This is a genomic window from Lwoffella lincolnii (genome assembly GCF_002014765.1).
Lineage (GTDB): Bacteria > Pseudomonadota > Gammaproteobacteria > Pseudomonadales > Moraxellaceae > Psychrobacter > Psychrobacter lincolnii.
This window is the reverse complement of record NZ_MUYT01000007.1, coordinates 43,238-57,086: the sequence shown is the minus strand read 5'-3', so window position 1 is coordinate 57,086 and position 13,849 is coordinate 43,238. Positions and strand designations below refer to the sequence as shown.

Here is a 13,849-nt window from a genome sequence, read left to right as displayed (position 1 = left end):
ATCATCATTTTACTGATGATGTTATTTTATTGTTTGTGATTGTTGTTGCTTGATGTGGCTTAACAGCTGTTGTGTAGACGCATCAAACACCCCATCAGCCACTTGATTGTGTTTATTTGTTATCAACTGTTGATACACGTCATCTGCCACTTTTTTGCCCATTTCTACCCCCCACTGATCAAAAGGATTAATGTGCCAAATCGATGCCATCACATACACTTTATGCTCATATAAAGCGATTAACATGCCTAAATTATGCGGTGTCAATCTATCAATCAGTAACGTTGTGGACGGTTGGTTACCATGATAATGACGAAATTTCTGCACCTCATCTTGAGTAACATCATCATCTTGAATGACAGAAGATTGATTGGCGGCATTACCAAATGCCAGCACTCGACTTTGTGCCAAACAATTAGCAAGACTTAACTGATGTTGCTCTTTTAGATTCACACGATTGGCATGTTTCATGTTATCATCACCATGTCCATCATGGTGTTTCACGTTATCCGTGACTGTGTCATCATAGCGATTGACACAGGCGATGAAATCACAAGATACCCGTTGTGTGCCTTGATGCAACAGCTGATAAAACGCATGCTGAGCATTTGAGCCAATTTCCCCCCATAAAATCGGACAAGTGGCAAAACTCACAGGATTGCCATCGATGCTCACCGACTTACCATTGCTCTCCATTTCTAACTGAGTAAGATAGCTGGGAAAATAAGTTAGCCGTCCATCATAGGGCAATACCGTATGAGCATTGATGCGTAAAAAAGTTGCATTCCACACGGCCAACAAGCCCATCAAAACAGGCAAGTTTTGCGTGAATGGTGCTTTGGCAAAATGCTCATCCATTGCATTTGCCCCAGCCAATAACGCTCGAAATTGTTCCATACCCACACGCACTGCGATTGCCAAGCCAATCGCTGACCACAGAGAAAAACGACCACCCACCCAATCCCAAAACTTAAGTTGATTGTCAGGGTGGATACCCCACGCACTGACCTTTGATAAATTGGCAGAAATGCCAATAAAATGCCTACGTAAAGCGGCAGCTTCAGTGGTGAATTGGCAAAGCCATGCCAAAGCACTCTTGGCATTGGATAAGGTATCCACTGTGGCAAAAGATTTTGATGAGATGATAAATAGGCTGGTTTCTGGATTAAGATGTTTGAGTAAACTCTCCAGCTGACTGCCATCCATATTAGAAACAAAATGCACACGAATGTCCGTATCCGCCCACTCTTGTAATGCCGTTGTTACCATCAAAGGGCCTAAATCTGAACCACCCACGCCCAAATTAACCACATCAGTTACCGCCTTACCTGAATAGCCACGCCACATGCCACTACGAATGCGGTTTGCCATGTCCGCCACTTTATCTAAGCTGTCATGCACGTCATCAGTAATGCCATCAATGATGCCATCATTAACCAAATCAGCATTGGGCTGTTTGGGTAATCGCAACGCCGTGTGTAAGGCAGGACGGTTTTCGCTTGAGTTGACTTTTTTACCTGATAACAAATCACAAATACGCTGACGTAAGTTACAACTGTCTGCCAATGCCAACAAGGCACTCATGATGTCATTGTCCACCAACTGCTTGCTGTAGTCCATATACAAATCTGCCAAAGATGCTGAATATACTTTGGCACGGTCGCTTTGCAGCGCAGTCACGGGTGTGTTAGCTGACACGTTGTTTTGAGCAAATAGTTTGCTTAGGTTCAATGGGCGTTTGGCATGTGCCACTAACTGTTGCCAAGGCAAACCATCGATGGCAGACATGACTGCCTGACGGTCTTGTGTCCGATTTGCGTTATTTATCATGTTTGGATGGCTGTTTAAATGACCATTTGAAATGGCTATCTGGCAAATATGTGTTTAGAAAAATAATCAAAAGCTTGTAGATAACTTGGCATGTCACCAGCATCAAAGCTTTTACCCACCATGGTTGTTACACTCACACCTTGAGTTTGAATAAGGGCATCAACGGCATCAGTGAGTTGGATTTCACCACCAACGCTCGGCTGTGTCTTAGCAAGGTAATCAAAAATATCATTGGTAAACACATAACGCCCCACCACTGCCAAACGAGAGGGGGCATCTGCCAATGCTGGCTTTTCCACAAACCCTGCCACAGCAAAGCTGACATTCATGTTGCTGTTGCCATCACCATTGCCATCGGTAGATAAGTCAGGTTGCTTCTCACCCAATTTGGCAATGCCATATTTAGACACATCATCATCAGCCACCTGACTCACCAAAATCTGCGACTGCCCAGTTTTATCAAAGACTTTAAGCATATAAGCCAAATTGTCTTTGGTCATATCAGTAACAAAAGGGTCTAACAACACATCGGGCAACAGCACAGCAAATGGCCTATCACCAATAATGGAGCGAGCTTGTAATACCGCATGCCCTAACCCCAATGGCTCACCTTGCCTGATGGCAGAAATCTGCACATCTTTAGGCAACCAGTTTAAGCCATCTGCCAATGCGTCTTTGCCTTTGTGGCGTAATTGACTGTCTAACTCACTGTTCATATCAAAGTAATTTTCTATCGCTTGCTTTTGTGGGTGAGTAACCAACACAATGTGTTTGATACCAGCATCAATTGCTTCTTGCACCACATAGTGAATGGCAGGTTTATCCCCAAGTGGCAACATCTCTTTGGGAATGGACTTAGACAAGGGCAACATACGTGTGCCAAAACCTGCAACGGGAATGACAGCGTGGGTAATTTTAGACATAAAGAAGACTTCTTTTGATGATGGGTGAGATGAAATAAATTATCCCATTATAACCAACCAAAGTTTGAAGTCCAAAGGTTTATGGTTTATTAAATAAAAAAGTAAATGAACCAAAATCACCTAGAATAGAACATCATCATAACAAGCACTTTCTTACTATTGTACGATTTACATCAATAGACTTAGGTACAGCAAAAGGGGACTGTTGTTTAATTTGCTGCTCAATCGGTGGCATTTTTACAAATTTACCCTGATTAATCTGTTCAATGTGCCACAATCGCCAATTTTCCCAATAATCCAGTCTAGTTAATGCCGAATTTGTATTAAACACCCCATAAGTACTTGAATTCATCAATGAACCACACCGATGACTGCCTAAGGTCAATGGCTTTTTAATGACACAAATTCTATCTTTACCATATATCATTTTTAGGCGTTGCCAAAACTCACTATCTGCACCTGTCCTTGCCATATGCCATAACCCCGTATCTGCTATAACTTGCCTTAACCGAAACATCGGTGAAGCAGGATTTTGGCGAAAAAATGGATAACACTGTCTAGCATAATACAGCCCACCATCATCAAACTTAAGCCAATATGATGTCGTTACCATCAAATGTGAATTCTCAATCAATGGCAAAACTTGTTCAGCGATTTTTTGTGGGTGAGCCCAATCATCAGAATCATGGCATGTTAGAAACACACCAGTAGCGTATTTTGCACCTATATTTTTTGCTACAAATGTACCCACATTCTCTGGCAGAGTGATAAGCAAAATTCTAGAATCCAACTTTGCCATCTGTCGCACCATATCAACCGTACCGTCTGTACTGGCATCATCAACAACAATAATCTGGATATTTTTCCAAGTTTGCCTTATCAAACTATCCAAACAAGCTTCAATGGTTTGTTCAGCTTGATAACAAGTCACAATAACTGAAACTTTATTATTGGCTGATAACAGGCAGAAACTATTATTTTTAGATAATTCTTTTGATACTATATTAAATACTGAAAAACCCAAACTAGAAGTCTTAAGTTTTACAGTATGCAACTGATGATTTAATAAAATTTTATTAAATATCGATAACTTATCAGATAATAGTCCAAGATTATTTAACAAACAAATACCATTTATATGATTATTTAAATATAAAAATAATTGTTCATTTGATAGATTAAGTTTGAATAAATCATCTTGACAAGCAACTGATAAAAAATAATATAAATAATCAGGGTCAGCCAAATCCCTTGGATTCTCCATAAAAAAGTAACGATAAAAATTTGGAAAAAAACCAATGGTTTCTTTTATCAATTCAAGTCGGTAAGGCTTATATATTTTTATAGTTAGATAGTATCTTATTTGACGGCATGCTACCTTAGATGATAACTGACGACGTTTTATCTTAGCAATGGTAATAACCACACAACTACGAGGGTGAGGAATAACCCAAGCTTGATTAGCAACCGTACGGTACAAACCTAGCCTATTCATTCGCCACAGCTCTCTTGGTGAACACGGTGTCTTAAGATATTTATACAATCGATACTTCTGCATTAAAGCCACTAAATAACCATTAAATTACAAGTCACTTCCTGATAAATCACGAGTAAATACCTTATCTATGCTATCTTGCAACTCTTCAGCCAAGCGGTTGGCAATAATAATATCACTAACCATCTTAAAATTCATTAAGTCTTTGGTTACCTTAGAATTTAAAAAAGTATCTACCTTCATATTGGGTTCATAGATAATAACATCAACACCTTCAGCTTTAATTGATTTAATAATGTCTATTACAGCAGATTCTCTAAAATTATCTGATCCTGCTTTCATAATCAAACGATAAATACCAACAGTAGTCGGTTTTCTTTCCAAGATAGACTTTGTCAAAAACTGCTTTCTAGTCTGATTAGATGTAACAACCGCTTGAATAAGATTTTGAGGAATATCCTTATAATTTGCTAATAACTGCTGGGTATCTTTTGGTAGGCAATAACCACCATAACCAAAAGAAGGATTATTATAATAATCACCTATTCTATTATCTAAGCACACTCCTTTAATAATATCAGCAGTATCAAGGTTATGTACCTTAGCATAAGTATCCAGTTCATTAAAAAAAGCAACTCTAAGCGCTAAATAAGTATTGGCAAATAACTTAATGGCTTCTGCCTCTGTATTTTCAGTCAATAAGATATCAATATTATCTTTTATAGCACATGATGCCATCATATGGACAAATTCTTTAGCACGCTCAGATTTTTCACCAATAATAATCCGAGAAGGATAAAGATTATCATATAATGCTTTACCCTCACGTAGAAATTCTGGTGAAAAAATAATATTGTCTGAATTAAATTTCTGCTTAATTTTCTCTGTAAATCCAACAGGAATAGTTGATTTGATGATAATTAAAGCATGTGGGTTAACTGATAAAACATCTGCTATCACAGATTGCACACTGCTAGTATTAAAAAAATTAGTCTGCTCGTCATAATTGGTTGGGGTTGCAATTATAATATAGTCAGCATCTTGATAGGCTTGCTGTTTATCTAATGTAGCGATTAAATTAAGCTTTTTATTTACTAAAAAACTCTCAATTTCAACATCATCAATGGGTGATTGACGTTGATTAATTTTTTCAACCGTATCAGCATTGATATCTAACGCAATAACATGATATTTTTGTGCTAACAATACAGCATTAGATAAGCCAACGTAACCTATACCTACAATAGTAACGTTTTTCATATATAATATTACCAATGGCCAATTTATAAGATTTTAAGAGGGTTTTTATTTGAAAAACGAAATTTCCTACTCTCTTTATCATCATCTGTTTCATCATAGGAGTAATTATTCATACCTTGTCGTTTCAAGGCATTATTTACTACTAAAAAATGATTTTTCTTTTGAATATCAAGCTTTTTAATAGAGGTATTTTCTGTATGTAGTGTTCGATTATAACATATTTTATTAATATGCTTAAACTTTCCAACCTCACTAAGCTTTAAATACATATCATAATCCACTGCATTCTCTATAGTTTCATCAAATCCAGTAGTTATTTTCCAAGCACGAATTGTAAACATTCTAAAATGATGTAAAATCATTGCCGTCATCAGTTTTTCTCGAGAAAATTCAGGCCAATTATATCCATCAGCTATAAGACTACCATCTTTATTCACATTACGATTGGTGGTATAAACACAAACTAAATTTCTATCTGAAAAAAATTCTCTTAAACATAATGCAACTGCATCAGGCTCAAGATAATCATCAGAATCTAACTGACCAATATAAAATCCTCTACACATATTGACTGCGGTATTTGATGCTTTTGCAATGCCACTGTTCTCCTGAGTGATAAACCTTACCCTTGGATGGTCAGTATAATGTTTTTCTAATACTTCTAATGTTTTATCAGTAGAACCATCATTACAAATACAAACTTCTAAATCCGTAACTGTTTGATTTAACGCACTCTCAACACATCTAATAATACTATCTTGGCAATTATATGCAGGTATATATATCGAAACAAGAGGTATGGTTTTTATCACTGCTGTCTCAATTGAGGCTAACTTACGATAAAAATAAGGAATTTTACGTTCAATAATTTTACGGGTAATGGCTTGGCCCGCTGAACGTTCCGTTTCATTTTCTTTACCTGGTGGCTCTTGATGATATGCCATCGCTCCATCTAGAGAGCAAAAAAAACACCCTTCACGATAAAGTCGATAACCAAACTCATTATCTTCTCCACCCCAATGAGTAAACTCTTCATCAAACCAACCTGACTTAGACAACCATTTCTTATCAAATGCAACATTACCACCACTAAAAAATCGAAATGGTGTATTACACAATCTGAGGTTATCAGTTTGCTCAAAATGATTTAAACGCCAATCTTTAGAAATACCATCTGACGATGATGTACTGATACTATCCGATTTTACAGGTAACAGAGTTTCAAATATATTTTCATGTTCAAGGACTTGTTTAATATCCAAATGATGGCTGTCTATATACTTCCTTGGACCAATATAGGCAATATCATTATCATCAATCAAAGCTTTAATATAATTATCTACCCAATAAGGATTCGCTGCCATATCACAATCTAATATTGCTATAAAATCATATTTGGCTGTTCGAATCCCTAAATTTCTAACCGCACATAACTGATATCCATAATCTTTTTGGCGTACATATTTAATATCCAATTTATGCTCAAAATTTCTAATAACCCTAGAGATGTCTTCTGAACTACCATCGTCTGCCACAATAATTTCATAAGAGAAATGTGTTCTTTGCTTAACTAATGATGCCAATGTAATTGATAAAATTTTTGAACGATTAAATGTAGGAATAATAACACTTAATCCTTGCCTAGATTTATCATAACTTTTTCTATTTCCATCTTTTTTATAAGACTGATACCATACATAATCATTTGTAGAATCAGGCAATGCAGGTAAAATCAAATCTTTTGGCCATTCTTTTGGAATTTTAACAGGTTTTACAGCAGCATCTTTAGAAATTTGGCGATTAATAACAGATATTTTTTCAAGTATTGCATTTCTTTCTTGTGCTTGCAATGTTGCATTCTCATTATCAAGCAAAATTTTTGTATTATTGTCTAAATATCTTTTAAATTTTCTTGCTTCTTTTTTATTACATTCTATTCTATCTATACAGCTTTGAATATTTGCGTTAACTAACGTAATGTCATATTTATCTGCTAATTTAAGATAAATTTGTAATGCTTGCTCATAATCACCACTATTAAATAGTCTATTTGCTTGTATGAAACTCATATTAATCATCTCTCCTTTTATAAGATTTTCTAAGTTTATCCAATAACAAAATCTGTGTTTTGAATAAAAATAGCTATAGAATATGACATTATGACCTTAATGTATGAGTTTATTAGCTAGTATATTTTTTAAATCACCAAAGGTTGATTAAATACATATCAAGAATCATAAAATAATAATATTGGAATTTTCGGAAGTTTTTCTAATAAAGCTGATGAAAAATTTAACTCACCATAATCAATATATTCATTTAAACGATATTTATGTGCTAAATTTGTCTGCGTAGAATCATTTAATTTAAATTCTTCAAATAAAGTTGAAGTATCCTTTTCCATCTCTTGTAACCAACGATCATGACGCATAATAGCAATTTGTGCTAAATGTCGCTTCTTACATTCTATTGCAAAAAATATATCTGACATACCTGTACATGCAAAACTATTTAATTGAAATCCATGAAATAACTTAGTGTTAAAGGCTATTGTTCCTGTACCTAATACATGAACAAGTTTGTCTGATTCTAACGACTTATAAAAAGAAAAAACTTTTCTTCTGCTAGAAAAATATCTATCTAAATCTTTTGGTAAAGTCATTCCATGAATACCAATGACAACTTTATCGTCATAATAGTTTAATTTTTTTATCATTGTATTAACATAATCTAAAGGATAAATTATATCGTCATCTACAGCAAAGTAATACGCATCTTTATTTGATGCAGCCAATTTCTCTAACATGATAAATTTACCATTATCACGCAATATGCCTTTTTTAGTTGACTGGTTTACTGTAATCTTTGAGTGATTTAAAAAATCAGGTATTTTGGCGTATCCATCTAAATAAACATAAATTTGGTCGCACTGATTTATTAGGGAGCCTATAACCCGTTTTAACTTTGATTCTCTTTGAGGAATAGAGCAAATATTAATATATACAGGTATGGTTGGATTTGCTAATTTAGTCATATCCTCATAAACTGGTAATACATCACGTATCACAGGAAATACAAATGTATTAACAAATTTAGTCATGCTACTTTTTTGATGCTGTGTAAATGTTTTAATATAGTCAGATCTTGATTTAGAATATTTCTGAAAGAAGCCACCCCCCCCCCCCCCTTGTTTCTCATCCATTTCTATCATATCTGAAATTAAAGAACCAGCTCTCATGGTATTAAAATATAACGGCTGACTAATATCTATTATGTTTTGTTTTTTATAATATGATTTCATTCTATTATAAAATTCATCATCTGATGCTTTGGTAGTACAATTAAAAAAACCTATTTTGTTAAATACAGATCTTTTTATACCCAATGTTATTAGACCTAACTTATAATCATATTCATCAACTTTAATAATATTACAACTAATTGGGTCTATACGTGCATAAGCAGTTCTGACAGCAATTTTATTAGGATTATTTTCTAAGGCTTGAAGTGATATTTCAATCCTATTACGATGGCAAACATCATCACTATCATGAAAAAATATCACATCTCCCTTAGCATGTAAAATTCCTAAATTTTTTGCAAAATAAGTACCTAGATTATTATTCAGTTGTAAGTATCTAACTTTTTTGTGCGTAGTGCTTAATCTATGTAAAATTTTAATCGTATTATCTTGACTATAATCATCAACTATAATAATCTCTATATTTTGGTAGGACTGATCTAGCAAAGAATTTACAGCACTTTCTATATATTGTTCTGAATTATGGCTTGTCATGATAACAGAAACAAGTGTATTACTTTGGAATTTTGGCAACGATTTATAATAATCATTAACTTGCTGTATAAGATTAAACACCGTATTTTTTTTCTCATATTCTGCTGAGATTGTATTTGCTGAAATCGTATTTACGTTAATATTTTTCTCATCTTCATGTATTTTATCAAGACATTTGTTAATATTAAATTCAACAACTTTATCACCTAAAATAGTACCTATTTTCCGATAAGCCTCTAAAGCTTGGTCATATTTCCCATCATCATATAATTTTTTAGCATCTGAAAAATTCATTCTATCTGCTTCCTCTTTTGATGTTTTTTATCTTATTTTCTAAAATCTATCAATTCTTCTACCAACTTGATAGGTAATTTAAATGTTTTATTTGGCGACTTTATCCCATCTACCAATGTCTTACCCAATCGATACGATAAATGCTTTTTCACTTTTTCAGCTTCACTGGCATCTTGGTAAGCTTCCAGTGGTGGCAACTCGTCAACTGGCTTATCTTTTTGAAACGTACGATATTCTTTTGCCAGTGCTAATGGCAAAACCGCTAAATCTTTAACAGATTTAGAATGGCTCACCATTGTCGCACCTAGGCGATAGGGTAAATCAGTTTTCACTCTATCTACTGCACCATAATACACTGACATAGTAGGTTCAGTGGGTTCATTTATTGAAGTATTTTTTTTTAATTGCTGATTTTCAAGATAATATTTTTCTAACTCTTCTTGTACTTTATGGAGTTGTGTGATAAGTAATTCATTTTCTCTTTGTACCGTATCTGTCTGTGCTGTTTTATTTTGTGCTAACTGGGTATTTAGTGTCTGAATTATTGATTTCTCGTCAGCTATCTGTTTATCTTTTTGAGCAATTTGTTTTTTTGCTTCCATGAGCTGTTGGTTAAGTTGAACGTTATCTTGCAACTTTTTAGTCAGTTCATTGGTCTTCTTTTGATTTTCACTAACTTGAGCTTGTGCATTGGCAATTTGTTTATCCTTTTCGGTAATTTGCTTTTTGATTTCTTCTAACTTTTGTTGTGCCTGTTCGGTATTTTTTAGTTTTTGGATAAGTTCATCAGAAATTTTTTGGTTTTCGATAAGTTGGGTATGTTGTTTTTTATTTTCTAAATAATATTTTTCTAGCTCTTCTTGAACCTGATGTAATTGAGTAAGAAGCAGTTGATTTTCTTGCTCTACTTTGGAAAAATTAACCTTTTGAGATTCTAATTGCTCAAGCTGTTTTTGTATCTCTTCATTTTTATAATTCAATGCTAAAGTCTGTTGTGATTGTTTAGTAAGCTCTTCATTATACCATGCTACTAGCCTAGACAGATTGTGTTGACTGTCACTTACAGCAGATTTTGTCATCTTTAGCTTTGCTTTTTTGAGTAACTTTTCGTATACAATCAGTATTTCTGGATATGCTTTGATGATTTCTTCGGTCAAAATCCGTCTGCTGATATTTTCTTCCCCATTTTCTATACGTTCTATGGGTAATTGCCATGCACTTTTAAGTTGTAATATTGTATTAACAGATTGGATTTGTGTTTTTGAGTTACCGATACTTTTAGTGGCAGCTTGACCCTCCAAAAGTATGGCATTATCACCTAAACTTTCATATGTCATGAGTAATTTATTATGGTAATTAATCCAGTTCTCTATCAGGTTATCAAGTATACTAACGGTTATTTCTTTTTGCGTTAATCCGTCTAATAAATATTTGGGGTGGTCAAAAACTAAAATAAATCGGCTATCTTGCTCAAGTTTTGCCCAATAATTCATTGCGAATAGGTTATCAGGATGATTCCAACCCCATTCTTCTTGGGATAGATTACTTAGTAACAAATCAACCGCCAAGTTATCTGCTAATTTATTGTTATCTAATAAAATTCCTGGTCTATCTGAGATTTTTTTTAATGATTCAGATACCAATTGAGCAGTGATTTGATGATTTAATGATGCGAGCGGTTTATTCAACCCTCCTTGATACAATTTATCCATTAATTCTTGTGAATATGATGATTCATGTCCTGCTTGTATAATGATTGTCATTACCATGCCTATAATCTAATAGATGCCACACTAGCATAACCACTCCAAGAAATTCACCCAAATCTACTTGAGAGCAAATTTAGCGGTAATGATGTGGTATTTTATTTTTGGAAAAGTACATACTTTTGAAAAAGCATATTCCCCATTCAAATAATGCTATTTAAATGGAGATATACTCTAATCTAAAATCCTATCATTCATAACATTGATAAACAAACATCTGTCTACCAACCTGTCACTTCTTTCACCTTTTCACCAATCTTAGATGGGTCACGAGTATAGGCGATGCCAGCATCTTCAAAGGCTTTAAATTTCTCTTCAGCAGTGCCACTGCCACCAGAGATGATTGCCCCAGCGTGTCCCATGCGTTTGCCTTTTGGTGCAGTTACGCCAGCGATATAGCCAATGACTGGCTTAGTAACGTTACCCTTGATAAAGGCAGCCGCTTCTTCTTCGGCAGTGCCACCAATTTCACCGATAAGCACAATGGCTTCAGTCTGTGGGTCATCTTGAAACAGTTTTAGGGCATCGATTTGGTTCATACCCGGAATGGGATCACCACCGATGCCAATACAAGTGGATTGACCAAAACCCAGTTTGGTGGTCTGAGCAACCGCTTCATAGGTCAATGTGCCAGAACGAGAGATGATGCCCACTTTGCCTTTTTGGTGAATGTGACCGGGCATGATGCCAATCTTGCATTCGCCTGGGGTGATGACACCTGGGCAGTTAGGACCAACCATACGCACGATGTCTTCACCTTTGGCAACTAAGTCTGCGTTATGATTTTCTAGGTAGCGTTTGACTTTCAGCATGTCCATGGTAGGCACGCCTTCGGTGATGATGACCACCAATTTGACACCTGAGTCGATGGCCTCGATGGCTGAGTCCAGCACAAATGGGGCTGGCACATAGATAACAGATGCGTTTGCTCCAGTGGCTTTGACCGCTTCATTCATGGTATTAAATACTGGCAAGTCTAAGTGTGTTTGTCCACCTTTACCTGGGGTAACACCACCAACGATTTTTGTGCCGTATTCGATGGCTTGTTCTGAGTGGAATGTGCCATTTTTACCAGTAAAACCTTGTACCAACACTTTGGTGTCTTTATTAATCAGTACACTCATTATTTTCTCCCATTCTTTTGTATGATGACGTTTTGCATGATGATGTTTTGTGATGCTTTCATATGACCATTAGGCTTTGACAGCATCAACGATTTTTTGGGCAGCGTCAGACAGGCCTTGAGCAGAGATAAGTTGTAGCCCTGATTCGTCCAATAACTGAGCACCTTTTTCAGCATTGTTGCCCTCTAGGCGTACAACGACAGGAACTTTAACGTCCACTTCTTTTACCGCTGCGATGATGGCTTCAGCAATCATGTCACAGCGAACGATGCCACCAAAGATATTAATCAATACACCTTGTACGCTGTCATCTTCTAGGATAATTTTAAAGGCTTCAACCACACGCTCTTTGGTTGCACCACCACCCACATCTAGGAAGTTGGCTGGTTGGCCACCATAAAGCTTGATGATGTCCATGGTTGCCATGGCAAGACCTGCTCCATTGACCATACAACCGATGTTGCCCTCTAAGGCGACATAATTAAGCTCAAATCCAGAAGCCTTAAGCTCACGCTCATTTTCTTGCGAAGTATCTCGCATTTGTGCAATTTTTGGTAGGCGATATAAGGCATTTGAATCAATACCGATTTTGCCATCAACACAAGCAAGCTCGCCATTTTCACGCACTGCCAATGGGTTGATTTCAAATAGGGCAAAGTCATTATCCACAAACGCTTGATAGGCCCCTGTCATGATTTTGACAAACTGATTAACTTGCTTGCCTTCTAAGCCAAGCTTAAATGCCACTTCACGTGCTTCAAAGGGCAATAGACCAATCATAGGGTCAACGCTGATTTTAAAGATTTTCTCAGGTGTTTCTTCTGCCACTTTTTCAATTTCAACACCACCTTCAGTTGATGCCATAAAAGTCACACGGCGGGTTGAGCGGTCAACCACCGCACCCAAATATAGCTCGGTCTGTACAGGATACATGTCTTCGGCAACCAACACAAAGTTAACTGGTTGACCATCAGCATCAGTTTGGTAAGTTACCAAGTTTTTACCGATAAGCTCTTCGGCAACTTGTTTGGCTTCTTCACGGCTTTTGACCAGTTTTACACCACCAGCCTTACCACGACCACCAGCATGCACTTGGGCTTTAATGACCGCAACATCTGTTGGGGTTTTATCAAACGCATCGGCAGCTTCATCACCATTATGGGCGATGATGCCTTCTTGAATGGGTAGGCCATAAGATTTTAGTAAGTTTTTGGCTTGATATTCATGTAGATTCATTGAGAGTGTCCTTTTGTCTTTTTGATTTTAATTCATGTGGTTTTCATGTGGCTTTAATGAAACTCCATACACAGTTAAACCACGATGATAAGCGTCCTATCATGATAAGGATTGGTGTGATAAAC

9 protein-coding genes are annotated in these 13,849 nt (G+C 36.0%); all 9 read right to left on the bottom strand.

All coding sequences use genetic code 11. The annotated features are described in order from the left end of the window. Window positions 1-21: 21 nt before the first annotated feature. Window positions 22-1,788 (bottom strand): glucose-6-phosphate isomerase, encoded by a 1,767-nt coding sequence (gene pgi / locus B0682_RS05580; RefSeq protein ID WP_078307554.1) that lies wholly within the window; start codon window positions 1,786-1,788, stop codon window positions 22-24. A gap of 77 nt (window positions 1,789-1,865) precedes the next feature. Then, a complete protein-coding gene (locus B0682_RS05575; protein WP_078307265.1) occupies window positions 1,866-2,753 on the bottom strand; it encodes a UTP--glucose-1-phosphate uridylyltransferase in 888 nt (295 codons plus the stop codon). Between the two features lie 136 nt (window positions 2,754-2,889). Continuing rightward, window positions 2,890-4,248: a glycosyltransferase family 2 protein gene (locus B0682_RS05570; RefSeq protein WP_158077873.1), complete on the bottom strand. Its 1,359-nt coding sequence runs from the start codon at window positions 4,246-4,248 to the stop codon at window positions 2,890-2,892. A gap of 87 nt (window positions 4,249-4,335) precedes the next feature. Further along, a complete protein-coding gene (locus tag B0682_RS05565) occupies window positions 4,336-5,508 on the bottom strand; it encodes a nucleotide sugar dehydrogenase (RefSeq protein ID WP_078307261.1) in 1,173 nt (390 codons plus the stop codon). 23 nt (window positions 5,509-5,531) lie between these two features. Then, on the bottom strand, window positions 5,532-7,577 hold the full coding sequence (locus tag B0682_RS05560; RefSeq protein ID WP_205760107.1) for a glycosyltransferase: 2,046 nt from the start codon (window positions 7,575-7,577) through the stop codon (window positions 5,532-5,534). A 158-nt stretch (window positions 7,578-7,735) separates the two neighbouring features. Beyond that, complete coding sequence (locus B0682_RS05555) at window positions 7,736-9,598, bottom strand: glycosyltransferase family 2 protein (RefSeq protein ID WP_078307259.1); 1,863 nt, start codon at window positions 9,596-9,598, stop codon at window positions 7,736-7,738. Window positions 9,599-9,630: 32 nt separating this feature from the next. Continuing rightward, window positions 9,631-11,361 carry a coiled-coil domain-containing protein gene (locus tag B0682_RS05550; protein ID WP_078307257.1) on the bottom strand — a complete coding sequence of 577 codons (1,731 nt, stop codon included), beginning with the start codon at window positions 11,359-11,361 and terminating at the stop codon, window positions 9,631-9,633. 224 nt (window positions 11,362-11,585) lie between these two features. Continuing rightward, the gene (sucD, locus tag B0682_RS05545) at window positions 11,586-12,488 is read right to left on the bottom strand and encodes a succinate--CoA ligase subunit alpha (protein WP_078307256.1); all 903 of its coding nucleotides are present in this window, start codon (window positions 12,486-12,488) and stop codon (window positions 11,586-11,588) included. A 69-nt stretch (window positions 12,489-12,557) separates the two neighbouring features. Then, window positions 12,558-13,724, bottom strand: coding sequence for an ADP-forming succinate--CoA ligase subunit beta (sucC, locus tag B0682_RS05540; RefSeq protein WP_078307254.1), 1,167 nt, complete (start codon window positions 13,722-13,724; stop codon window positions 12,558-12,560). Window positions 13,725-13,849 lie beyond the last annotated feature (125 nt).